Here is a 22,825-nt window from a genome sequence, read left to right on the forward strand (position 1 = left end):
CTTTATGCCCTAACCCAATTTTTTCGACTGATAAGGAGAAAAAATTGATGGTAGGTCAAACGCACAAAATTCCTAATTTATGCGACGTTAGGAGCAAATAAATTAGTGAATTTCCCTGCGAACCCCTTATGTTAAGCTAACGAAGGGCACAAGAATGTAATTAAAAGATAGTAGATCAAAAAAAGGAGGAAAATCTCATGGGTATTAGAAAATACAGACCAACCTCTCCGGCGTTGAGACAAATGACAGTTTCAACATTTGAAGAAATAACAACTAATGAACCTGAGAAATCTCTTTTAGCTCCATTAAAGAATAAGGCTGGAAGAAACTCGTATGGCAGAATAACAGTTCGTCATCAGGGTGGTGGAGAAAAGAGAAAATATAGAATCATTGATTTTAAAAGAAATAAAGACGGAGTTCCAGGAAAAGTTGCTACAATTGAGTATGATCCTAACAGAAGTGCGAATATAGCTCTTATAAACTATGCAGATGGAGAAAAGAAATATATAATAGCTCCTTATAAATTAGCTGTTGGTGATACAATTGTTTCTGGATCTGATGCGGATATAAAAATAGGAAATGCACTTCCTGTAAGAAATATTCCTGTTGGTACATTGATTCACAACATAGAATTAAAACCTGGTAAAGGTGCACAAATGGTACGTTCAGCTGGCAACTCAGCTCAGCTTATGGCTAAAGAAGGCAAGTATGCTCAGGTTAGACTTCCAAGCGGCGAAGTTAGAATGATAAGCATGGACTGCAGAGCTACAATTGGTCAGGTAGGAAATTTAGATCACGAAAATATAACAATAGGTAAAGCCGGAAGAAAAAGACATATGGGTATCAGACCTACAGTAAGAGGTTCCGTAATGAATCCTAACGACCATCCACACGGTGGTGGTGAAGGTAGAGCTCCTGTTGGTAGACCAGGACCTGTTACTCCTTGGGGTAAACCAGCACTTGGTTTGAAAACTCGTAAGAAAAACAAAAAATCCGACAAGATGATTGTTAAGAGAAGAAATACAAAATAGTTTTAACAGGTTAGTGAAAGGAGGAAATAGTGAATGGGTAGATCATTAAAAAAAGGGCCTTATTGTGAACCTAGTCTTATGAAAAAGATTGTGGAAATGAATGAAGCAAACAATAAAAAAGTATTAAAAACTTGGTCTAGAAGATCAACAATATTCCCCGAAATGGTAGGCCATACATTAGCTATACATGATGGCAGAAAGCACGTTCCTGTATATATAACTGAAGATATGGTTGGACACAAACTCGGTGAATTTGCTCCAACAAGGACTTATAGAGGACATGATAAGACTGATAAATCTTCAAAAGTTAAATAAGAAGGGAGGCAAGCTTAAATGGAAGCAAGAGCAGTTGCTAAATATATAAGAGTATCACCTAGAAAAATGAGATTCGTATGTGATATGGTAAGAGGAAAGCAAGTTGACGAAGCTTTAGCAATTTTAAAATTTTACCCAAGTAAGGGAGCTAAAATTTTAGAAAAAGTAGTTAAATCAGCTACGGCAAATGCTGAAAATAACTTTGAAATGGATAGAGATAAATTATATGTTTCCGAAGTTTATGCTAATCAAGGTCCAACTCTTAAGAGATGGAGACCGAGATCAAAGGGAGCAGCATATAAAATACTGAAAAGAAGCAGCCATATTGGAGCTGTAGTAAAAGAGAGAGAATAGAACAGCAAAGGAGGTAAAAAATGGGTCAGAAGGTAAACCCTCATGGACTTAGAGTTGGTATAATCAATGATTGGGATTCTAAATGGTATGCTGACAAAAAGAGTTTCGGCGAAAATTTAGCTGAAGACTACAAGATTCGTGAGTTTATAATAAGCACAATGAATCAGGCAGGAATAGCAAAGATTGAAATCGAAAGATTTGCCAGCAGAATTAAGGTAAGTGTGTTCACAGCAAAACCAGGTATGATAATTGGTAAAGGCGGTTCTGGTGTTGACAGCTTAAAAACTAATATAGAAAAAATGACAGGTAAGACTGTTATAATTAATGTAGAAGAAATAAAGGTTCCTGAATTAAACGCTCAGTTGGTTGCAGAAAATATAGCAAGCCAGATTGAAAAGCGTATATCTTTCAGAAGAGCTATGAAACAGTCTATGCAAAGAACAATGAAGTTAGGTGCAAAGGGTATTAAAACAAGCGTATCAGGAAGATTGAACGGAGCTGATATGGCTAGAACTGAAGGATATTCAGATGGTAAAATACCTCTTCAAACTTTAAGAGCTGATATAAGCTATGGCTTTGCAGAAGCAAACACAACATTCGGAAAAATAGGTGTTAAGGTTTGGATTTGCAGAGGCGAAGTTCTTAGAAAGAAAGGTCAATTGTTATCAGATAACCGTGAACCAGTAAAAGCTATGAACGATAATAGAGATAACAAGAGAAAAAGAAGATCTAATAATAATTTCAAAAGAGAAAGAGATAGAAAGTAATAAGTCCTGAAGGAAGGAGGAATAATTATGTTAATGCCTAAAAGAGTAAAACGCCGTAAACAACAAAGAGGAAGAATGACCGGTGTTGCAACGAGAGGCAACAAGGTTACTTACGGCGACTACGGACTACAAGCATTAGAACCAGCTTGGATTACATCAAACCAAATAGAAGCTGCCAGAAGAGCTATGACTAGATCGGTTAAGAGAGGCGGTCAAATTTGGATTAAAATATTCCCAGATAAACCAGTAACTAAAAAACCAGCCGAAACTCGTATGGGTAAAGGAAAGGGATCACCTGAATACTGGGTAGCAGTAGTTAAACCTGGCAGAGTATTATTCGAAATGTCAGGAGTTGCTGAAGAAGTAGCTAGAGAAGCAATGAGACTTGCCATGCATAAATTGCCTATCAAATGCAAATTTGTTACCAAAGATCAGGCATCAGAAAAGGATGGTGAAGCAAATGAAAGCTAATGAATTAAGAAATAAGTCAGTTGAAGAGTTGAACAAGTCGGTATTAGATTTAAAAACAGAACTTTTCAATTTAAGATTTCAACTTGCAACCGGAGAGCTTGACAATCCGATGAGAATAAAGAAGGTCAAGAAAGATATTGCGCGTGTTAAAACAGTTCTTAGAGAACGTGAATTAAACATTAATGCGCAGTAATAAGAAAGGAGGATTTTACTTTGGAAAGAGGCAACAGAAAAGTAAGAATTGGAAAAGTAGTAAGTGATAAAATGGATAAAACAGTCGTAGTTGCTACTGAAAAGCTTGTAGCACATCCTCTTTATAAGAAACAGATTAAGATGACTAAGAAATACAAAGCACATGATGAAGAGAACAAGTGCAAAGTTGGAGATATAGTTAAAATAATGGAAACCAGACCATTATCAAAAGAAAAATGCTGGAGATTAGTTGAAATATTAGAGGAAGCTAAATAAACCCTAAGACAATTGAAGGGAGGTAGAAGTCATGATACAAAATGAGTCAAGATTAAGAGTCGCAGATAATTCTGGAGCTAAGGAAGTTCTTGTAATAAGAGTAATGGGCGGTTCAATAAGAAAATACGGTAATATTGGCGATATAGTTGTATGTGCGGTTAAATCTGCAACACCTGGAGGAGTTGTTAAGAAGGGTGATGTAGTTAAGGCTGTTATCGTAAGAACAAAAAAAGGTGTCAGAAGACAAGACGGTACGTATATTAGATTTGATGAAAATGCGGCGGTTATAGTAAAAGAAGATAAGACACCTGTCGGAACTCGTATATTTGGACCTGTAACAAGAGAATTAAGAGATGGAAAGTTTATGAAGATTATCTCGCTGGCACCGGAAGTACTTTAATGGGAGGTGTAAAGAATGCACGTAAAAAAAGGCGATAAAGTTGTAGTTATATCAGGCAGTGACAAAGGCAAAATAGGCAAGGTACTCACTAGCTTACCAAAGCAGAACAGAGTCATTGTTGAAGGTGTAAGAATGGTTACAAAGCATCAAAAGGCTACTAACCAAATGCAGCAGGCAGGCATATTGCACCAAGAAGGCGCTATTAATGCTTCAAATGTTATGATATACTGTGAAAAATGCAAATCAGGCGTTAGAACTGAAGTTAAAATAGAAAACGGAAAAAAAGTAAGAGCATGCAAAAAGTGCGGTTCAGTTTTATAATAATGCTCGAAAGGAGGTACGAACTATATGGCTAGATTAAAAGCGACATATAATGAACAAGTAGTGCCGGCGCTGATAGAAAAATTTCAGTATAAAAGCATTATGCAGGCACCTAAAATAGAAAAGATAGTTATTAATATGGGCGTGGGCGAAGCTAAGGAAAATCAAAAATTCTTAGACAACGCTGTTGAAGAATTGACGGTGATAGCAGGCCAGAAGCCTGTTGTTACTAAGGCTAGAAAATCAATTTCAAACTTTAAGGTTAGAGAAGGTATGGCGGTAGGTTGCAAGGTTACGCTGAGAGGAAATCATATGTATGAATTCTTTGATAAACTTGTAAACATAGCATTGCCAAGAGTAAGAGACTTTAGAGGCGTTTCAAAATCATCTTTTGACGGAAGAGGAAACTATGCTTTAGGAATTAAAGAGCAATTGATATTTCCGGAAATAAATTACGATAAAATTGATAAATTAAGAGGTATGGACATAATCATAACAACCACAGCTAACACTGATGAAGAAGCACGTGAGCTTTTGAAATTAATGGGAATGCCTTTTAGTAAGTAAGGGAGGGAACGAAATGGCAAAGACATCTCTAAAAGTTAAACAACAGAGAAAACAAAAATTCTCAACGAGAGAATATACAAGATGCAAAATTTGTGGAAGACCTCATGCTTATTTAAGGAAATTCGGTATATGCCGTATATGCTTTAGAGAACTGGCTTACAAAGGTCAGATACCTGGCGTTAAAAAAGCTAGTTGGTAAAATTTTATATAATGGAAGGAGGTTACTTACATGGTAATGACAGATCCTATCGCAGATATGTTAACGAGAATAAGAAATGCTAATCATTCAAAACATGAATTTGTTGATATTCCGGCTTCTAAAATAAAGAAGGAAATAGCTAACATATTATTAGAAGAAGGATATATTAAGGGTTTTGATGTTATAGATGACGGTAAACAAGGTATTATAAGAGCTGAACTTAAATACCAGCAGAACAAAGAAAGAGTTATAACAGGCATTAAGAGAATTTCAAAACCAGGACTTAGAGTTTATGTTGGAAAAGATGAAACTCCTAAGGTTTTAGGCGGCTTGGGTATAGCTATACTTTCAACTTCACAAGGAATTGTGACTGATAAAAAAGCAAGAACACAGGGTGTTGGCGGAGAAGTAATCTGCTACGTATGGTAATAATAACGAATAGGAGGTGCTAAGATGTCAAGAATAGGTATTAAACCTGTAAATATACCTGCTAATGTAGAAGTATCAATTGATAAGAACAATTATGCAGTTGTTAAAGGGCCAAAGGGACAAATTGAACAACAGCTTCCAAAAGAAATAACAATTGAAGTTGAAGGTTCAATAATCAACGTTTCAAGACCAAATGATGAAAAGCGAAACAGGTCACTTCACGGACTTACAAGAACGCTCGTAAACAACATGGTAGTTGGTGTTACTGACGGATTTTCTAAGTCACTTGAAATAGTAGGTGTTGGATATAGAGCACAAAAACAAGGAAATAAATTAGTATTAAACTTAGGTTTTTCACATCCTGTTGAAATGGAAGATCCAAACGGAATTGAGACAGCAGTTGAAGGAACTAATAAAATAATAGTAAAAGGTATAGATAAGCAGCAAGTAGGAAATTATGCAGCTGTAATCAGAGACTGGAGAAGACCTGAACCATACAAGGGTAAGGGTATTAAATACTCTAACGAAGTTGTTAGACGTAAAGCAGGTAAAACTGGTAAATAATTGAGAAAGGAGTGAGTATTAGTGCTTAAAAAAATTGATAAAAATCAAAAAAGAAAAGAAAGACACTATAGTATTAGAAACAAAATCGTAGGAACTCCTGAGAGACCAAGATTAAATATATTTAAAAGCTCTAAGCACATATACGCTCAAGTAATTGATGATGCTACTGGAACAACTCTTGCTTGCGCATCTACATTAGATAAAGAACTGCAAGGACAAACAGCAGAACTTACTAAGTCAGAAGCAGCTAAATTGGTAGGCAAGACAGTAGGAGAAAGAGCGAAAAACAAAGGTATAAATACAGTAATTTTCGATAGAGGCGGATATTTATATCACGGAAGAGTAAAATTACTCGCAGATGGAGCAAGAGAAAGCGGACTTGAATTTTAATAAGGAGGTTAGTCATGGAACAACGTGGACGTATAGATGCAAGCCAACTGGACGTTAAAGAAAAAGTTATCAGTATCAACCGTGTTACAAAGGTTGTTAAGGGCGGTAGAAACTTTAGATTTTCTGTCTTAGTTGTAGTTGGTGATGAGAATGGTCATGTTGGAATTGGAATGGCAAAAGCTATCGAAATTCCGGACGCGATCAGAAAAGCCATCCAAGATGCTAAAAAGAATATGATTGAAGTGCCACTGATTAACACAACAGTGCCACATGAAATAATTGGCAGATACGGCGCAGGCAGAGTTCTTGTTAAACCAGCTAAAGAAGGTACAGGAATTATAGCCGGCGGACCTGTTCGTGCAGTGTTAGAATTAGCTGGAGTTAGGGATATAAGGACAAAATCATTAGGATCAAGTAATCCTAGAAACGTAGTAAATGCAACAATTGAAGCCTTAAAACTTCTAAAAAAGCCTGAAGATGTAGCTAAAGTCAGAGGTAAATCAGTAGAAGAAATACTAGGTTAAGAGGTGAAAATTATGGCAAAGATAAAAATAAAACAAATCAGAAGCATCAATTCTAGAACACCTAATCAGATAAAGAATATGGAAGCTTTGGGTTTGAGAAAAATAGGCCAAGTGGTTGAAAAAGAAGATACACCTCAAATCAGAGGAATGATCAAAAAAGTAGAGCACATGGTAGAGGTTGTAGAATAAAACTATAAGGAGGTGTTAAAATGAAACTTCATGAATTAAAACCTAATCCTGGTAGTACGAAGAACAGGAAGAGATTAGGAAGAGGTACAGCCACAGGACAAGGAAAAACTGCCGGAAGAGGTATGAACGGTCAGAAATCTCGTTCAGGCGGTGGAGTAAGACCAGGATTTGAAGGCGGACAGATGCCTCTTTACAGGAGACTTCCAAAAAGAGGATTTACAAATATTTTTGGAACTCAATACGCTGAGGTTAATGTTGAAACATTTAATAGATTCGAAGATGGAGTAGAAATAACTCCGGAACTTCTTAAATCAGAAGGTATCATTAAAAAACAACTTGACGGAATAAAGGTGCTTGGTGATGGTGAACTTAAAAAGAAACTAACTGTTAAGGCTCATAAATTCAGCAAAACAGCGGTAGAAAAGATAGAAGCTGCTGGTGGAAAAGCTGAGGTGATCTAGTTGTTAGAAACTTTGAAAAATGCATGGAAAATACCTGATTTAAGAAAAAGAATGACATTCACATTTTTGATGTTAGTTGTATACAGACTCGGAGCTGTGATACCTGTTCCGGGTATAGATAGAGCTGTAGTAAGTAACATGTTTTCAGGCAGTGCAGGGGGCTTGTTGGACTTCTTTGATATGATGTCCGGCGGAGCTTTCAAAGATTTTACAATATTTGCTTTAAATATTTATCCGTATATTACGGCTTCAATTATTCTTCAACTTTTAGCAATTGCTATTCCTAAGCTTGAAGAAATGTTTAAGCGTGAGGACGGAAAAAAGAAAATGGGTCAATGGACCAGGTATATAACTGTTGTCCTTGCTTTGATTCAAGCAACTGCATACAGTGTTGGATTTTTTAATCAAGCCATCATTGATCAGAGCTTTTTATCAATTGTGTCTGTTATAATAGTGCTTACGGCAGGTACGGCATTTCTGATGTGGCTTGGAGAGCTGATTACTGATAGAGGTATAGGCAATGGTATATCACTGATTATTATGATCGGTATTATATCAAGATACCCGTCAGATGTAGGAAGAGTAATTTTTCAGGCTCAAAACGGTGCAGTAAGTATTGTTGAAATTATATTGTTCCTGGTATTTGCGTTTATAATCGTTGTTGGAGTTATTGCTATCCAGCAAGGTGAACGAAGAGTGCCGGTTCAATATGCAAAAAGAGTTGTCGGAAGAAAAATGTATGGCGGACAAAGCACACATATTCCGATGAAGGTATTAATGGCAGGAGTTATGCCTGTAATATTTGCTTCAACACTCTTAGCTATACCGCAGACATTGGCGTTTTTCATCCCAAGTATGGCTGGTGGAGTTGAAAAATATTTTTCAACTGCTCAGAGCCCGGGGATATATGTATATACATTGTTAAATATTTTGCTTATAATATTCTTTACGTATTTCTATACAGCAGTACAGTTCAATCCGTTTGAATACTCTAATACTTTGAAGGAAAACGGAGGATTTATACCTGGTATCAGGCCGGGAAGACCTACTGCAGAATATTTAAACAGAGTGTTAAACAGAATTACAATTGCTGGCGCAGTGGCACTTGCAGTTATTGCTACAATACCAACTTTGATATTGTCATTTACGGATTTAAACATTTATTTTGGAGGAACTTCATTGCTGATCGTAACAGGTGTTGCACTTGAAACTATGAAGCAGGTTGAAGCTCAAATGTTAATGAGACACTACAAAGGATTTTTGAAGTAAAGAGAGGTAAGGAAAATGAGAGCAATTTTATTGGGACCGCCGGGAGCCGGTAAAGGAACCCAAGCGGATACAATTGTAAAGGAATTTTCAATACCACACATTTCTACGGGAGATATATTCCGTAAGAATATAAAAGAGGGAACTGTTCTGGGGAAAAAAGCTAAGGAATACATGGATAAAGGGTTGCTTGTTCCAGATGAATTAACAGTTGAATTAGTTAAAGACAGACTTCAGCAGGATGACTGTGAGAACGGATTTCTTTTGGACGGTTTTCCTAGAACAATTGTCCAGGCAGATGCCCTTGAAGATGCTTTAGCAAGCATGAATCAAAAATTAGACTATGTTGTTAACATAGAAGTAAGAAAGGAACTTCTTGTTGAACGTGCTGTTGGAAGAAGAGTGTGCAAAGACTGTGGTCAGACATATCACATGACATTCAACAGACCGAAAAAAGAAGGAATTTGCGACAAATGTAACGGTGAACTTCTTCAGAGAAAAGATGATGTTGAAGAAACAGTTGCAAAGAGAATCAATGTTTACCTAGAGCAGACACAACCGCTTATAAATTATTATACTCAAAAGGGCATAGTAATAAATATAGATGGAGAAAAGCCAATAGCTGAGGTCAGCAAAGAAATTGTTGCGAAAATGGGGAATAAGTAATATGATTATCCTCAAGACTAAAAGAGAAATACAAGTAATGAGAAAGGCCGGAAGGTTAGTTGCACAGTCACATGAACTTGTGAGAAAGCATATTAAACCCGGCATTACTACAATGGAACTTGACCAATTGGTTGAAGAATTTCTGAAATCTCAAAATGCAATACCTACTTTTAAAGGTTATGGCGGATTTCCGTTTTCAATATGTGCTTCTGTAAATGATGAGGTTGTTCACGGATTTCCTTCAGACAGGAAGCTTGTTGAAGGAGATATTATAAGCGTAGATATAGGTGCAACCTTTGAAGGATACGTGGGAGACAGTGCAAAGACATTTTATGTAGGAGAAGTCGAAGACGAAAAAAAACGACTCGTAGAAGCAACAAAACAAAGCTTTTATGAAGGAATAAAGTTTGCAAAAACAGCATACAGGTTGTCTGACATATCACATGCAATACAGCAGTATGCAGAAAGTCAAGGCTTTTCGGTAGTAAGAGACTATGTGGGGCACGGAGTTGGTAAGAATATGCATGAATCACCGCAGATACCTAACTTTGGAAAGCCCGGCAAGGGACCGCGGCTGCAAGAAGGAATGGTCCTTGCCATTGAGCCTATGATCAATGCAGGAACATATAATGTTAAGGTACTTGGCAACGACTGGACCGTAGTGACCGTTGATGGGAGACCATCGGCTCACTATGAGCACACGGTTGCGATTACCGATGGAGAACCGGAATTATTAACCGTATTATAGGGGTGATTTATTGGAATCAACAACAGATTTGAAAATTGGTCAGATAGTTAAATCAAAAGCCGGCAGAGATAAAGACAGAGTCTTTATTATAAGCATGATTTTGGATGAACAATATGTTCTAGTATGTAATGGAGAACTTAGGAAGCTAAGCTCCCCTAAAAAAAAGAAAGTGAAGCATTTAGTGATTTATAATACAGTATGTACAGAATTTGCAGAAAAGTTACAAAGAAATGAAAATCCAGACGATGCATATGTAAGAAGGCTTTTGGAGCCTTATAAAAATAATGTATCTAAAGAAATGGAGGTTGAGTGATCAATGTCCAAGAAAGATGTAATAGAAGTCGAAGGGAAAGTCCTGGAAGCACTTCCTAATGCTATGTTCAAAGTTGAGCTTCAAAATGGGCACCAGATTTTAGCGCATATTTCTGGAAAACTGAGAATGAACTATATCAGAATTCTTCCGGGTGATTCCGTAGCTGTTGAATTATCGCCATATGATTTGACAAGAGGAAGAATAACCTGGAGGAAAAAGTAAGGAGGTATTACAATGAAAGTAAGACCATCAGTAAAACCAATTTGTGAAAAATGCAAAATTATCAGGCGTAAAGGAAAAGTAATGGTAATTTGCGAAAACCCAAAGCACAAACAAAAACAAGGTTAAGATGAAAAAAGTTAATATATTAAGTAATCACGAAGGTAGGAGGTGTAGACTTAATGGCCAGAATAGCAGGTGTTGACTTACCAAGAGATAAAAGAGTCGAAGTTGGTTTGACTTATATATTTGGAATTGGAAGAGCAACTTCTAACAAAATTTTAAAAACTACAGGAATTAATCCTGGTACAAGAATTAAAGACCTGACAGAAGATGAAGTACAGCAGTTGAGAACTGAGATTGACAAGTGCCCTGTAGAAGGTGACTTAAGAAGAGAAGTAGCATTGAACATAAAAAGATTAAAAGAAATCAACTGCTACAGAGGAATGAGACACAAAAGAGGATTGCCTGTAAGAGGACAGAATACAAAGAACAACTCTAGAACTAGAAAAGGTCCTAAGAGAGTTTCAGGAAAAAAATCTAAAAAATAAAAGGAGGGACTTAAGTGGCAGCTAAAAAACAACAAAAAGTTACAAGAGTAAGAAAAAGAGAACGTAAAAACATTGAAAAAGGCCAGGCACATATTAAGTCAACCTTTAACAACACACTTGTAACTCTTACCGATTTGCAGGGAAATGCTATTTCTTGGGCAAGTTCAGGTCAATTAGGATTTAAGGGTTCAAGAAAATCTACTCCATATGCTGCTTCTATGGTAGCTGAAGAAGCTGCAAAAAAAGCTATGGAACATGGTTTAAAGACTGTAGAAGTATATGTTAAAGGACCGGGCTCAGGAAGAGAGGCTGCAATCAGATCATTACAGGCAGCCGGACTGGAAGTAAATTTAATTAAAGACGTTACTCCGATACCACACAACGGTTGCAGACCGCCAAAACGTAGAAGAGTATAATAGAAACGAGGTGAAAAGATGGCAAGATATACTGGACCTGTATGCAGATTATGCAGAAGAGAAGGACTAAAGTTATATTTAAAAGGCGATAGATGCTATACAGACAAGTGTTCTATAGGAAGAAGAAACTATGCTCCTGGACAACACGGTCAAAATAATAAAAAGCTGTCTAACTATGGTATGCAGCTAAGAGAAAAACAAAAGGTAAGAAAATATTATGGAGTATTAGAGGGCCAATTTGCACAGTACTTTAAAATAGCTGATAAAATGGCTGGCAAGACAGGTGAGAACCTGTTGAAACTGTTAGAGCTAAGATTTGATAATGTAATTTATAGATTAGGCTTTGCAAGCTCGAGACCTGAGGCAAGACAATTGGTAGTTCACGGTCACTTTACTGTAAACGGTAAAAAGGCTGATATTCCATCAATGATTCTTCAAGTAGGCGATGAAATTAAAGTAAAAGAAAAAAGCCAAAGCTCAGCGAAATTCAAAGCTTTAATTGAAAATCACAAGAAGACTGCACCGCAATGGTTGCAGGTGGATCCTGATAACTTTGCAGGAAGGCTAATTGCTGCACCTGCTAAAGAGGATATAGAAATACCAATAGAAGAGCATCTGATTGTCGAGTTATACTCTAAGTAATAAGAATTAAGAATTATTACCCTCGGCAAACATCACATCTAAGGAGGGTTGGGATGATAGAAATAGAGAAACCTAATATTACATTAATTGAAAAAAATGATGATAACACATATGGGAAAATAGTAGTTGAACCACTTGAAAGAGGTTATGGAACAACACTTGGAAATTCACTCAGAAGAATACTTCTTTCATCGTTACCAGGAGCAGCTGTAACATCAATCAATATTCAAGGTGTGTTGCATGAATTTTCAACAATACCTGGAGTAAGAGAAGATGTAACAGAAATAATTCTTAATATAAAAAATCTAGCTGCTAAAATGAACGTACCAGGACCTGCGCAGCTTCTTATAGATGCAAAAGGTCCTAAAGAGGTTACGGCAGCAGATATAATTACAGGCACAGATGTGGATATAATAAATGAAGATCTGCACATTGCGACTCTTGAAGAAGGTTCCGAGCTCATTATAGAAATGGAAATGGAACAAGGAAGAGGTTATGTGGTGGCAGAAAGAAATAAAAAGGAAAGTCAGCCCATAGGCGTTATTCCTATAGATTCTATCTACACACCTGTAAAAAAAGTAAACTTTACTGTTGAAGATACCAGAGTAGGAAACAGAACGGATTACGACAAATTGACAATTGAGATTTGGACTAATGGTACAATTGAACCTGAAGAAGCTGTTTCTTTAGGGGCTAAGATATTGAATGAACATCTTAATTTATTTATATCATTGACAGATCATGTAAATGACGTTGAAATAATGGTAGAAAAAGAAGAAGATGAAAAAGAAAAAGTTTTGGAAATGACAATAGAGGAACTTGATCTATCAGTTAGATCGTACAACTGTCTGAAAAGAGCAGGAATCAATACTGTTGAGGAGCTTACATACAAATCAGAAGATGATATGATGAAAGTAAGAAACCTTGGAAAGAAATCTTTAGACGAAGTTGCGAAGAAACTTGAAGAACTGGGTTTATCTCTTAGAAAAAATGATAATTAGTTGTAAAAGGAGGACTAAGCATGGGTAGTCACAGAAAGCTTGGTTTCAAGACTAGCCACAGAGTAGCAATGCTTCGAAATATGACTGCTGACTTAATTAATAAAGGCAGAATTGTTACAACAGTAACTAGAGCTAAAGAATTAAGAAGAGTTGCAGAAAGAACAATTACTCTGGGCAAAAGAGGAGACCTACATGCAAGACGTCAGGCGGCAGCTTATTTATATGACAAAAATGCAGTAAGTAAGCTATTTGAAGAAGTTGCTCCTAAATACAAGGATAGAAACGGTGGATACACCAGAATTCTAAAATTGGGACCACGCAGAGGCGATGGAGCAGAAATGGCGATAATTGAACTTGTATAGAGTTCATCAAATAAATAAATATGACTGATAGGGATTTTTCCCTTTCAGTTTTAAAAAAGCAATTTAAAAAATTTAAGTTGCTTTTTTTGTGCGCACAGCATGGAGAACGAACAAATTAAAGATTGATTTGTGTACTTAAGTTAAAAGTTCTTATAATCATACATTGAAAAATTTTCATTATTTGATATAATATACTATTATAGGGATGTGAAAATATGAGATTCAATATTGCTGTTTGTGATGACAACATAGAATATGGAGAAATAGTGACCGAAATAATAAAAACGGTTGCCTTAAATATAAATATGAATTGCAAAATAAGTACATATAGTTCAGGTAGAAATCTTGTACAAGCGTTTATGAAAAATCAATTTGACATTATATTTTTAGATATGGAAATGCCTGAATTAAATGGCATAGAAACAGGTCTGCTGATTAGGGAAAAAAGTAAAGATCCTGTTATTTTTTATTTGACTTCATATAAAGAATACGCATATGAATCTTACAAGGTCAAAGCCAAAAATTATCTTTTAAAGCCTGTCAGCACAAGTATTATAGAAAATGCTCTGCGTGAATGCAACGAAGAAATCAGGAAAGAAGTAATGTTTTTGGATGTAAAGGATTTTAAAGGAGTAAAATACCGGATACCTGTAAATGAAATAACTCACATATTGCGCAAAAAAGAAGATCGCAAAGTACACATACATCGTTTGGATGAAGAAGAAGTAATAATTGTGCAAACACTTGAAAGTATTGAAAAAGAACTGGAGTGCAATGATTACATAGTAAGAGCCAGTAAATCATGCTTGATAAATATGCGCAATGTCAGGACAATCAAAAAAAATATAGTTTATTTCAGCAATGAAGCAAGAGAAGAGGCAAGCCGGAGGTGTTTGGCGGAATTGAATAATAAGTTTAAACTAAAAAGATTGGCGGTGAAATTATGAGCAAGTGGTATTTAATAGAGTTTTTGGTTAATTTTCTTCAAGTCTTTGTGATATTTAAAGTGTTTGAATTAAATTATGATCGAAGGCTCAGATTTAGGTATTCAGTGGAAACTGCTATTTTATTTATGACAGCGATATTGTGCATTTTAAATTATAATATTTCAATTGGATTAAATCCTTTTATATATTTAAGTTACATTGTACTCATTTTTATTTTTACAGTTATTATATTTAGGGGAAATGTATTTTCAAAAGCAGTTATAACCTTTTTACTTATTGTAATTCTTGGTATATGTGAATTATTGGCAGCTGTTTTAATTTCTACGATATCTGGATTAGATTTAAAACTAAACCAAGAACAAAATTTCTTAAGATTCGAGGGTATGGTAATATCTCAGACTTTGTTTGTGTATATCTATATGTTTATGAAGAAAAAGATCAACAAGGAAAAGTTGAACTTACTTAATAACAGGTATTATTTTCTTGTAGGTACAATACTATTTTTAACAGTTACCGTAATAGTTATGGTTATTTGGATGTACGGAAACATTAAAATTGAAAATGAAGCTGTAAATACCAATTTGGTTATTCTTACATTGTGCGTATCGCTTATTTCAATAGTTTCAATAGCTTTAACAGGGCGAATAATAAAGGATATGGACGAGAAACATAAAAATGATCTTGAGCTGCAGCATATGAAAATGGAGCACACGTATTTTTCTGATGTTAATTCGGTTTTGGAAGAAATTCGAATTTTAAGACATGATATGCGGGGAGAGCTGGCAATACTTTACGGCTACAATGAGTTAAACCAAAGGGAGAAAATATCTAAACATATTGAAAAAAAGCTCCGGGAAATGGATATACAGCACTTGCCTCAAATAGATAAGGATAACATAATTACATCATTTCTAAATTTTAAGCTTAAAGAGGCAAATTCTCAAAATATAGATGTTGATATTCAAAGCGGCTTGACAGAGGAAAATGAAATATATATTGACAAGGAGGATATATGCCGGATATTAAATAACATTATTAACAATGCAATTGAAGCGTGTGCAAAATGCGATGAAAAATATATAAATCTTAAAATAGATATGCTGGGCAATTGCATCATAATAAAATCGGAAAATCCATATAGCGGAAAGCTTAATAAACAAGGAGACAAATTACTCACCGTTAAGAAAGATAAAACAAGGCATGGATACGGACTTAAGAGCATTAGGAGTATAGCAGAGAAATACGGAGGATTTGTAAAATTAAATTATGAAGGCAACGTATTTGTTGTGGAAGTACAGATGATGGCAAAAATGTAAGGATATCGAAGCAATCTGAATATAGCCATGGAACTATTCTTGTAAGCAGCTGATTACAAGTTTATTTTACGCCATGCAATACCGCTCAAACAACAAAAATAACCGAATAGGCAATCTGAGTTAAAAATTATTGAATGTTGTCCACAAATAATATATTATGTTGTTAACGTTTGAAAGGAGGAATGTAAAGTGAGAAAAACTTTATCCTTTATGTCATGTATTGCTGCATTTTTGGTGGCTACTGCTCAAACAACCATGGGGATGACTTGCATATTATTGTATAACCAGCCGAAGGTTCCGCAATGCCTGTTGAAAGATGATAAATAAGATTTCTGTTTTCTTGTCTGAGGGAATTGGGTCGAAGCTCAATTCCTCAGATAATGAAAAGGCTGTGTATGCCTACAGCATAGAGGTTTTACTGTCTCTTTTGCTGAATCTGATAATTCTTTTTGTTACAGCTTACCTTTTGAACAAAAAACTTGAGCTCTTAATTTTTATCATTTTTCTCTCGGGACTTAGAACTTTTGCCGGAGGTTATCATGCCAAAACGCATGTTGAGTGTATGCTTTTATCATTTTCTATATTTGTCATATCAGCATTGTGCGGTACATATCTAAAGCAATATGGGGAGACTGTTTTAGTACTTGGAATCATATTTTCTATTTTCATGGTTTTTTGGCTTGCGCCGGCCGAAACGGAAAATAAACCTTTGAATAAAAATGAGAAGAAAAAATATAAGACAATAAGCAGAATAATAGTTATAGTACTTAGCTTAGCTGCTGTTAGTTTATATTGTTTAAGAGCAGAAACCGGTTATGTTTACATTACAGGAGTTGTGGCAATGGTAATTGAATCGGTAAGTCTATTGAAAAAGTGAAGCATTGTGTATTGGGTTATAAAGCAGTCCGGATATGGGCTGCTTTTTTCTGCACAATACGTTAAGTTAGGTAATAATTTAGTGTTGTAAAATTAATTGAATAATGATATTATTTAATGCAGTGAAAAAATAATTGCAGGTGCGTTATGATAGAGAATATTATAAGAATTGAAAATGTAAAATTTAAATACAACAACGAGGATAGCTCTTTTGCCGTAGATGGAGTTAACTTGAACATCAGAAAAGGAGAGTTTACAGCAATAATTGGCCACAATGGTTCGGGCAAATCAACATTGGCTAAATTGATAAACTCACTGCTTCTTCCAACGGATGGAAAGATATATGTAAATGGAATGGATACGGCGGATGATTCTAAATTGTGGGACATACGTCAGACTGCCGGAATGGTTTTTCAAAATCCCGACAATCAGCTTGTTGCTACAATTGTGGAAGAAGATATAGCATTTGGACCTGAAAATCAAGGGGTTGAACCGTTAGAAATAAGAAAAAGAGTTGATGACGCCTTAAAAGCGGTCGGCATGTATGAATATAGAAAAAGACCTCCTCATATGCTTTCAGGAGGACAAAAGCAAAGAATTGCAATTGCCGGAATCCTTGCGCTTAATTCAGAATGTATAATACTTGATGAGCCTACCGCAATGCTTGATCCGTCAGGGAGAGATGAGGTAATGGAAACGCTTCATAAGTTGAAGAAAAGTGGTAAGACTATACTTTTAATAACACATTATATGGATGAGGCTGTACAAGCTGATAGAGTTGTAATAATGGATAAGGGAAGTATAAAGCTTGATGGAACCCCTAAGGAAGTTTTCAGGAATGTTGTTGAAATAAAAAAATTTGGGCTTGATGTTCCACAAGTTACTGAACTTGCTAAGGAACTGGCGGATGAAGGCCTGAACGTTCCCAGGGATATAATCGAGGTAAAGGAATTGGTGGATTGGCTATGTCAATAAAAGCAGACAATATTAAATACATATACAGTGAGGGAACTCCATTTAGGACTGTAGCCCTTGATGACATAAATTTAGAAATACGTGAAGGTGAGTTCGTTGGCATTATAGGTCATACCGGTTCGGGAAAATCCACCTTGATTCAACTTTTTAATGGGTTAGAAAAACCTACACACGGTACAATAGTTGTTGACAAAATAGCGATAGGCGAAGAAAAAAAATTGCTTAGCAAAGTACGCCAGACTGTAGGCCTTGTATTTCAATATCCAGAATACCAGTTGTTTGAAGAAACCGTTGCTAAAGATGTTGCGTTTGGGCCGATGAATTTGAGCCTGACTAAGGATGAAATAGATAAAAGAGTTAGAGAAGCTCTTGAGCTGGTGGGATTTAACTATGATAAAATTAAGGATGCTTCTCCCTTTGATTTGTCCGGAGGTCAAAAAAGAAGAGTTGCCATAGCCGGAGTTCTTGCAATGAAACCGAATTATCTTATTTTAGATGAGCCGACGGCAGGGCTTGATCCGGCTGGAAGAAATGAATTATTTGAAAAGATAAAAATGCTGCACGAGAAAGCAAATGTAACTGTTGTTTTAATTTCTCACAGCATGGAGGATATTGCCAAGCTGGTTGACAGAGTAATTGTTTTATATAAAGGAAAGATATACATGGAAGGCAAGACGAAGGAGATATATGCCAAAGCTGATGAGCTTAAAAAAATCAGCCTTGGAGTTCCTCAGGTTGCCCAAATAGTTAATGAACTTAGAAAACGTGGTTTTAATATAAAGCCTGACATAATAACAGTTGAAGAAGCTAAAGAAGAGATTCTGAGGGAAGTGAGGAAGAGAAATGTTTAAAAATTTAACAATTGGACAGCATTATCCCGTAGATTCTCCGATTCATGATCTTGATCCGAGAATAAAAATTATTATAACTTTTATTTTTATTATTTCCTTGTTCCTTATTGAAAGTTTTACAACCTACATAGTAGTTATAGTTTTTCTGGCAACTTCAATATATCTATCTAAGGTGCCGATTAAATTTGTCATTAGAGGATTAAGGCCGATACTTATGATAATTTTAATTACATTTGTGATTAATTTGTTAATGACACCAGGTAAAATATTATTTCAGGCAGGATTTATTAAGATTACTGAAGAAGGCTTGAAGCAGGCGGGGTTTATGGCAATAAGGCTTACACTCCTGATAATGGGTACTTCGCTTTTAACGTTGACTACTTCACCTATAATTTTGACCGATGGAATAGAGGCGCTTCTAAATCCTTTTAAAAGGTTTGGACTTCCTGCTCACGAACTTGCAATGATGATGACCATTGCTCTTAGATTTATTCCTACCTTGATGGAGGAAACGGAAAAAATAATGAAAGCTCAAAAATCAAGAGGTGCTGATTTTGAAAGTGGAAATATAATGAGCAGAGCAAAAAATCTTGTGCCTTTGCTGGTGCCTTTGTTTATAAGTGCGTTCAGAAGAGCAGATGAACTTGCTATGGCTATGGAAGCAAGATGCTACAGAGGCGGAGAAAATAGAACAAGAATGAGACAGCTAAAAATAACAAAAGGTGATTACGTTGCATCAGGCGTATTTATTATATATTTTGCAGCGATAATAGTAATAAAAATATGGTAAGAAATATTAAGCTAAACATTGCATATGATGGTACAAATTATCACGGCTGGCAGACCCAATTAAATGGGCCTACAATCCAAGAAACCATAGAGAAGGCTATTAGTATTGTAATGAAGCAAAAAGTCAATTTAACAGGCTCAGGAAGGACCGACAGCGGCGTACATGCATTTGATCAGGTAGCAAACTTTACTGCAGATACAAAGATCCCAGAAAACAAGATAAAGATTGCTCTAAATGCAAACCTGCCTACGGATATTAGAATTATTGATTCGGTGGATGTTCCTTTAGACTTTAATTCAAGATTTGATGCCCATGACAAGACTTATATGTACCAAATATACAATGATAGAGTATGGAGCCCTTTTTACAGCAGATACTCCTGCTTTGTTCCGGCTACTCTTGATTTTGAAATTATGGAAAGAGCCTCTGGATCTTTAATAGGAACCCACGATTTCAGAGGGTTTATGGCATCGAATTCAGACGTGAAAACTACTGTCAGGACGGTATATGAAGCTAAGCTTGTCAAAGAGGATAAGCTAATAAAATTATATATAAACGGAAGCGGGTTTTTATATAATATGGTAAGAATAATAGCAGGCTCATTGATAGATATCGGAAAGGGAATTAAAAATGTTGACTGCATAGAAAGAGCTTTGGAAGAAAAAGATAGAAAATTGCTGGGGAAGACTGCTGAGCCGCAAGGATTATTTTTGCTGAATGTTAATTACAGGCAGCAAAAAAACTTATAAATTACAAAAACTACTTGACATAAAAATTAATTTAATATAGAATGTTTTAGGTATGATAAGATTAGAGAAAAACCGTTGTTCCAATGCCCCGGAGTTAGGTTTTTTCGATATATTGCATTATAATAATAGTTTAATAGTAGAAATACAGGAGGAAACATGATGAAAAGCTTCTTGGCTAAACCTAATGAAGTTAGCAGGGCATGGTATGTTATCGATGCCGAAGGTAAGACTTTAGGTAGACTTGCAACAGAAATTGCAAAAATTTTAAGAGGTAAACACAAAGCAATTTACACACCACACGTTGATACAGGAGATTTTGTTATAGTTGTTAACGCTGATAAAGTTGTTTTAACTGGTAAAAAATTAGACCAAAAACTATATAGACACCACTCTCTTTATCCAGGCGGATTAAAGGAAACACCTTACAGAACTTTGTTTAAGACTAAACCTGAGCAACCGGTTTATCTGGCAGTAAAAGGAATGCTTCCAAAAAACAGCCTTGGAAGAAAAATGTTAAAGAAACTAAAAGTATACGCAGGTCCTGAACACAATCATCAAGCTCAGCAACCGCAAGTATACGAGTTTTAAGGGAGGAGGACAAATAGATGGATGCACAATACAGAGGAACAGGCAGAAGAAAAAAAGCTATAGCTAGAGTAAGATTAGTACCGGGAACGGGAAAAATTGTTATTAATAAAAGAGAATTAGATGATTATATCAAGTATGAAACATTAAGAGTTTTAGTAAGAGAACCGATGATGATTACAGATACAATGGGTCAGTATGATGTATTAGTAAATGTTAAAGGCGGCGGATACACAGGTCAAGCAGGAGCAATCAGACATGGTATTTCAAGAGCTTTGCTTGAAGTGGACAATGAATTAAGACCGATTTTAAAGAAAGCCGGATTCTTGACAAGAGATTCAAGAATGAAGGAAAGAAAGAAATACGGTTTGAAAAAAGCAAGAAGGGCTTCACAGTTCAGCAAGAGATAATTTTATTGGGACGGGAATCCGTCCCTTTTCAAACAAATATAGAAATTCTGATAATATTATTAAGGATTTCAAGTGTTTTCTTGGCACCCACTTTAAAAATCAAGATTTTTTTAGTGACTCCGAGAAGTATTCGAAAGGAGTTTTTTTATGGAAAAAAATAATGTACAATTTATTACACGCACTGCCCTGATAGCAGCGGCATATGTGGCATTAACCTATGCATTTGCATGGATGAGCTATGAGCAATTACAGTTCAGAATAGCAGAGGTTTTGGTGTTGTTTGCATTCATAGAGCCTAAATATGGTCTTGGACTAGTCCTGGGATGTGTTCTGGCCAATATAGCAAGCCCTTTGGGAGTAATTGATATTGTTGTAGGCTCGTTTGCAACTTTCATTGCTATTGTGTTTATAGTAACAGTGAGGAAGACTTTGGGATACAACAAAAGATCATTGATAGTTGCAAGTCTTGGTCCGGTAATTTCAAATGCGGTGCTTGTAGGATTTGAACTGACATATTTGTTTCAGACACCGTTTGTTATTAACGCTATTTATGTAGCCATAGGGGAATTTGCTGTTGTGACATTAGCAGGAACAGCTGTTGTAAATTCAATTATGAAAAATACTAATTTAGTGGATAGATTATCAATCAATTAAAAAAGACGGGTAACCGTTTCAGTAAAAACAAATAATGAGGCATTTCGCCTCATTATTTGTTTTTAGCAGTCTTTTTACTGCCTATAATTTGCACTTCTTTTGGCATCCAGAATTTGAATGCATCTTTTTCTATTTCAAGCGCGACTTCATTATGCAAATATATTTCTCCGTCAACACATACGTTTAATGGCTTGGAACTTTTAATTTTTATTTTTTTGCATTTTTTATAACTAATCCATTTACTAAGCTTAGGATTTTCTAAGTGTGTTCCGGCTTTATAGCTGTTCATTAAATTTAGTATTTTAAATCTTGAAATGTTTTTGACCAGACATAAATCCATTAACCCATCATTCAAAATAGCAAGAGGGGCACATTTATATCCTCCGCCGTAGAATTGTCCGTTTGCCATTACTGTTAAAAGGTAGGAGCTGTTGGTGGCACCGCTTCCGTCAACTGAAATTTCAAGGTGATTGCCTAGTTTGTTTATCAGACAATATATTACGGCTAAATAGTATCTTGTTGAACCATTTATGAATGGAATCTTTTTAAATTTGTGCATTTGGAATGCTGCATCTGCATCAAGGCCTACAGTACATACAGATGCAGCATATTTATTATTAACTTTTATAAGGTCCAGATTTACGCTGCTTCCATGGATTTGAAAATTAATATCGTTAAAATGTGTGCCTTTACTGAAGTTCTTGATAAAATCATTACCTGAGCCGCGCGGGATTACTCCGATACTCACATGAGGGACGTTATGTGTTGCATTTATTACTTCATGCAGGGTGCCGTCACCTCCGCAGGCGTAGATTACACTTTCAATTTTATCATTGCATTTCTTAAGCAGGTAGCTGTGAATATCCCCTTTAAACCTGCTTAAATAGATTTCATATTCAATATCTTTATCCAGTAATTCAGAATTTATTAAGTCGGCTAAATCATTTTGATACCTTCCGTTTCCTGCGGCAGGGTTTATTATAAATATGTGTCTCATGAGGCCTCCTGGTTAATAAAAATAGAAATACATTTACTGCA

Annotated in this window: 40 protein-coding genes; 39 read left to right on the forward strand and 1 reads right to left on the reverse strand. The window is 35.7% G+C overall.

The features are described from left to right. The first annotated feature begins 197 nt into the window (after nt 1-197). The 39 genes from rplB to ACS3UD_RS03415 all read left to right on the forward strand — a co-directional run bounded on the left by rplB (nt 198) and on the right by ACS3UD_RS03415 (nt 21,787). Nucleotides 198-1,031, forward strand: coding sequence for a 50S ribosomal protein L2 (gene rplB, locus ACS3UD_RS03225; RefSeq protein ID WP_308137799.1), 834 nt, complete (start codon nt 198-200; stop codon nt 1,029-1,031). Nucleotides 1,032-1,064: 33 nt separating this feature from the next. After that, nucleotides 1,065-1,346, forward strand: coding sequence for a 30S ribosomal protein S19 (rpsS, locus tag ACS3UD_RS03230; RefSeq protein WP_213925134.1), 282 nt, complete (start codon nt 1,065-1,067; stop codon nt 1,344-1,346). Between the two features lie 18 nt (nt 1,347-1,364). Further along, nucleotides 1,365-1,700 (forward strand): 50S ribosomal protein L22, encoded by a 336-nt coding sequence (gene rplV, locus ACS3UD_RS03235; protein WP_213925133.1) that lies wholly within the window; start codon nt 1,365-1,367, stop codon nt 1,698-1,700. Between the two features lie 20 nt (nt 1,701-1,720). Continuing rightward, complete coding sequence (rpsC, locus tag ACS3UD_RS03240; RefSeq protein ID WP_308137798.1) at nt 1,721-2,467, forward strand: 30S ribosomal protein S3; 747 nt, start codon at nt 1,721-1,723, stop codon at nt 2,465-2,467. A 27-nt stretch (nt 2,468-2,494) separates the two neighbouring features. Continuing rightward, nucleotides 2,495-2,938 carry a 50S ribosomal protein L16 gene (gene rplP, locus ACS3UD_RS03245; RefSeq protein ID WP_213925131.1) on the forward strand — a complete coding sequence of 148 codons (444 nt, stop codon included), beginning with the start codon at nt 2,495-2,497 and terminating at the stop codon, nt 2,936-2,938. Then, a complete protein-coding gene (gene rpmC, locus ACS3UD_RS03250; protein WP_213925130.1) occupies nt 2,928-3,131 on the forward strand; it encodes a 50S ribosomal protein L29 in 204 nt (67 codons plus the stop codon). Before rplP ends, rpmC begins: the two co-directional genes overlap by 11 nt. Before the next feature lie 20 nt (nt 3,132-3,151). Next, nucleotides 3,152-3,406, forward strand: coding sequence for a 30S ribosomal protein S17 (gene rpsQ / locus ACS3UD_RS03255; RefSeq protein WP_308137797.1), 255 nt, complete (start codon nt 3,152-3,154; stop codon nt 3,404-3,406). 31 nt (nt 3,407-3,437) lie between these two features. Beyond that, a complete protein-coding gene (gene rplN, locus ACS3UD_RS03260; RefSeq protein ID WP_308137796.1) occupies nt 3,438-3,806 on the forward strand; it encodes a 50S ribosomal protein L14 in 369 nt (122 codons plus the stop codon). Between the two features lie 15 nt (nt 3,807-3,821). Then, a complete protein-coding gene (gene rplX, locus ACS3UD_RS03265) occupies nt 3,822-4,127 on the forward strand; it encodes a 50S ribosomal protein L24 (RefSeq protein ID WP_308137795.1) in 306 nt (101 codons plus the stop codon). A gap of 27 nt (nt 4,128-4,154) precedes the next feature. Then, a complete protein-coding gene (rplE, locus tag ACS3UD_RS03270) occupies nt 4,155-4,694 on the forward strand; it encodes a 50S ribosomal protein L5 (RefSeq protein WP_213925126.1) in 540 nt (179 codons plus the stop codon). A gap of 13 nt (nt 4,695-4,707) precedes the next feature. After that, nucleotides 4,708-4,893: a type Z 30S ribosomal protein S14 gene (locus tag ACS3UD_RS03275; RefSeq protein WP_019229589.1), complete on the forward strand. Its 186-nt coding sequence runs from the start codon at nt 4,708-4,710 to the stop codon at nt 4,891-4,893. Nucleotides 4,894-4,923: 30 nt separating this feature from the next. After that, entirely contained in the window at nt 4,924-5,322 is a 399-nt protein-coding gene (gene rpsH / locus ACS3UD_RS03280; RefSeq protein ID WP_213925125.1) for a 30S ribosomal protein S8, read from the forward strand. Between the two features lie 24 nt (nt 5,323-5,346). Then, nucleotides 5,347-5,886 carry a 50S ribosomal protein L6 gene (gene rplF, locus ACS3UD_RS03285; RefSeq protein ID WP_308137794.1) on the forward strand — a complete coding sequence of 180 codons (540 nt, stop codon included), beginning with the start codon at nt 5,347-5,349 and terminating at the stop codon, nt 5,884-5,886. 21 nt (nt 5,887-5,907) lie between these two features. Beyond that, nucleotides 5,908-6,276 (forward strand): 50S ribosomal protein L18, encoded by a 369-nt coding sequence (gene rplR, locus ACS3UD_RS03290; protein WP_308137793.1) that lies wholly within the window; start codon nt 5,908-5,910, stop codon nt 6,274-6,276. 14 nt (nt 6,277-6,290) lie between these two features. Then, a complete protein-coding gene (gene rpsE / locus ACS3UD_RS03295; RefSeq protein ID WP_213925122.1) occupies nt 6,291-6,800 on the forward strand; it encodes a 30S ribosomal protein S5 in 510 nt (169 codons plus the stop codon). 12 nt (nt 6,801-6,812) lie between these two features. Further along, a complete protein-coding gene (gene rpmD, locus ACS3UD_RS03300; RefSeq protein ID WP_213925121.1) occupies nt 6,813-6,989 on the forward strand; it encodes a 50S ribosomal protein L30 in 177 nt (58 codons plus the stop codon). Nucleotides 6,990-7,009: 20 nt separating this feature from the next. Continuing rightward, nucleotides 7,010-7,450: a 50S ribosomal protein L15 gene (rplO, locus tag ACS3UD_RS03305; RefSeq protein ID WP_308137792.1), complete on the forward strand. Its 441-nt coding sequence runs from the start codon at nt 7,010-7,012 to the stop codon at nt 7,448-7,450. Further along, nucleotides 7,451-8,719 (forward strand): preprotein translocase subunit SecY, encoded by a 1,269-nt coding sequence (gene secY, locus ACS3UD_RS03310; protein ID WP_308137791.1) that lies wholly within the window; start codon nt 7,451-7,453, stop codon nt 8,717-8,719. 15 nt (nt 8,720-8,734) lie between these two features. Then, nucleotides 8,735-9,382: an adenylate kinase gene (locus ACS3UD_RS03315; protein ID WP_308137790.1), complete on the forward strand. Its 648-nt coding sequence runs from the start codon at nt 8,735-8,737 to the stop codon at nt 9,380-9,382. 1 nt (nt 9,383) lies between these two features. Next, nucleotides 9,384-10,130, forward strand: a complete 747-nt coding sequence (gene map, locus ACS3UD_RS03320; protein WP_213925117.1) for a type I methionyl aminopeptidase — start codon at nt 9,384-9,386, stop codon at nt 10,128-10,130. A 10-nt stretch (nt 10,131-10,140) separates the two neighbouring features. Continuing rightward, nucleotides 10,141-10,443 carry a KOW domain-containing RNA-binding protein gene (locus tag ACS3UD_RS03325; RefSeq protein WP_308137789.1) on the forward strand — a complete coding sequence of 101 codons (303 nt, stop codon included), beginning with the start codon at nt 10,141-10,143 and terminating at the stop codon, nt 10,441-10,443. Nucleotides 10,444-10,446: 3 nt separating this feature from the next. Then, entirely contained in the window at nt 10,447-10,665 is a 219-nt protein-coding gene (infA, locus tag ACS3UD_RS03330) for a translation initiation factor IF-1 (protein ID WP_213925115.1), read from the forward strand. 12 nt (nt 10,666-10,677) lie between these two features. Beyond that, complete coding sequence (gene rpmJ / locus ACS3UD_RS03335; RefSeq protein WP_016205879.1) at nt 10,678-10,791, forward strand: 50S ribosomal protein L36; 114 nt, start codon at nt 10,678-10,680, stop codon at nt 10,789-10,791. Nucleotides 10,792-10,844: 53 nt separating this feature from the next. Continuing rightward, on the forward strand, nt 10,845-11,213 hold the full coding sequence (gene rpsM, locus ACS3UD_RS03340; protein ID WP_308137788.1) for a 30S ribosomal protein S13: 369 nt from the start codon (nt 10,845-10,847) through the stop codon (nt 11,211-11,213). 14 nt (nt 11,214-11,227) lie between these two features. Further along, on the forward strand, nt 11,228-11,629 hold the full coding sequence (gene rpsK / locus ACS3UD_RS03345) for a 30S ribosomal protein S11 (RefSeq protein WP_213925113.1): 402 nt from the start codon (nt 11,228-11,230) through the stop codon (nt 11,627-11,629). Nucleotides 11,630-11,647: 18 nt separating this feature from the next. Beyond that, complete coding sequence (gene rpsD, locus ACS3UD_RS03350) at nt 11,648-12,271, forward strand: 30S ribosomal protein S4 (protein ID WP_308137787.1); 624 nt, start codon at nt 11,648-11,650, stop codon at nt 12,269-12,271. A 53-nt stretch (nt 12,272-12,324) separates the two neighbouring features. Next, nucleotides 12,325-13,272, forward strand: a complete 948-nt coding sequence (locus ACS3UD_RS03355; RefSeq protein ID WP_213925111.1) for a DNA-directed RNA polymerase subunit alpha — start codon at nt 12,325-12,327, stop codon at nt 13,270-13,272. Nucleotides 13,273-13,292: 20 nt separating this feature from the next. Continuing rightward, the gene (gene rplQ, locus ACS3UD_RS03360) at nt 13,293-13,634 is read left to right on the forward strand and encodes a 50S ribosomal protein L17 (RefSeq protein WP_213925110.1); all 342 of its coding nucleotides are present in this window, start codon (nt 13,293-13,295) and stop codon (nt 13,632-13,634) included. A 215-nt stretch (nt 13,635-13,849) separates the two neighbouring features. Beyond that, the gene (locus tag ACS3UD_RS03365; RefSeq protein WP_308137786.1) at nt 13,850-14,581 is read left to right on the forward strand and encodes a LytR/AlgR family response regulator transcription factor; all 732 of its coding nucleotides are present in this window, start codon (nt 13,850-13,852) and stop codon (nt 14,579-14,581) included. Then, nucleotides 14,578-15,897, forward strand: a complete 1,320-nt coding sequence (locus ACS3UD_RS03370; protein WP_440977731.1) for a GHKL domain-containing protein — start codon at nt 14,578-14,580, stop codon at nt 15,895-15,897. Before ACS3UD_RS03365 ends, ACS3UD_RS03370 begins: the two co-directional genes overlap by 4 nt. 189 nt (nt 15,898-16,086) lie before the next feature. Further along, nucleotides 16,087-16,224: an AgrD family cyclic lactone autoinducer peptide gene (locus tag ACS3UD_RS03375; protein ID WP_308137784.1), complete on the forward strand. Its 138-nt coding sequence runs from the start codon at nt 16,087-16,089 to the stop codon at nt 16,222-16,224. Further along, entirely contained in the window at nt 16,214-16,774 is a 561-nt protein-coding gene (locus tag ACS3UD_RS03380; protein WP_308137783.1) for an accessory gene regulator ArgB-like protein, read from the forward strand. The genes ACS3UD_RS03375 and ACS3UD_RS03380 overlap by 11 nt, the downstream gene beginning before the upstream one ends. A 146-nt stretch (nt 16,775-16,920) precedes the next feature. Then, complete coding sequence (locus tag ACS3UD_RS03385; RefSeq protein ID WP_308137782.1) at nt 16,921-17,748, forward strand: energy-coupling factor transporter ATPase; 828 nt, start codon at nt 16,921-16,923, stop codon at nt 17,746-17,748. Further along, the gene (locus tag ACS3UD_RS03390) at nt 17,739-18,599 is read left to right on the forward strand and encodes an energy-coupling factor transporter ATPase (protein ID WP_308137781.1); all 861 of its coding nucleotides are present in this window, start codon (nt 17,739-17,741) and stop codon (nt 18,597-18,599) included. Before ACS3UD_RS03385 ends, ACS3UD_RS03390 begins: the two co-directional genes overlap by 10 nt. Beyond that, entirely contained in the window at nt 18,592-19,389 is a 798-nt protein-coding gene (locus tag ACS3UD_RS03395) for an energy-coupling factor transporter transmembrane component T family protein (RefSeq protein WP_308137780.1), read from the forward strand. The genes ACS3UD_RS03390 and ACS3UD_RS03395 overlap by 8 nt, the downstream gene beginning before the upstream one ends. Beyond that, nucleotides 19,383-20,138, forward strand: coding sequence for a tRNA pseudouridine(38-40) synthase TruA (gene truA, locus ACS3UD_RS03400; RefSeq protein ID WP_308137779.1), 756 nt, complete (start codon nt 19,383-19,385; stop codon nt 20,136-20,138). Before ACS3UD_RS03395 ends, truA begins: the two co-directional genes overlap by 7 nt. A 159-nt stretch (nt 20,139-20,297) precedes the next feature. Continuing rightward, the gene (gene rplM / locus ACS3UD_RS03405; protein WP_213925142.1) at nt 20,298-20,726 is read left to right on the forward strand and encodes a 50S ribosomal protein L13; all 429 of its coding nucleotides are present in this window, start codon (nt 20,298-20,300) and stop codon (nt 20,724-20,726) included. 17 nt (nt 20,727-20,743) lie between these two features. Then, a complete protein-coding gene (rpsI, locus tag ACS3UD_RS03410; RefSeq protein ID WP_213925102.1) occupies nt 20,744-21,133 on the forward strand; it encodes a 30S ribosomal protein S9 in 390 nt (129 codons plus the stop codon). Nucleotides 21,134-21,280: 147 nt separating this feature from the next. Beyond that, complete coding sequence (locus tag ACS3UD_RS03415) at nt 21,281-21,787, forward strand: QueT transporter family protein (RefSeq protein ID WP_308137778.1); 507 nt, start codon at nt 21,281-21,283, stop codon at nt 21,785-21,787. Nucleotides 21,788-21,839: 52 nt separating this feature from the next. Here the strand turns inward: ACS3UD_RS03415 and ACS3UD_RS03420 are convergent, their stop codons facing one another. Next, entirely contained in the window at nt 21,840-22,784 is a 945-nt protein-coding gene (locus ACS3UD_RS03420; protein WP_308137777.1) for a diacylglycerol/lipid kinase family protein, read from the reverse strand. Nucleotides 22,785-22,825: the final 41 nt, after the last annotated feature.

The sequence above is a fragment of the Sedimentibacter sp. LTW-03 genome (assembly GCF_052059825.1).
Taxonomy (GTDB): Bacteria; Bacillota; Clostridia; order Tissierellales; family Sedimentibacteraceae; genus Sedimentibacter.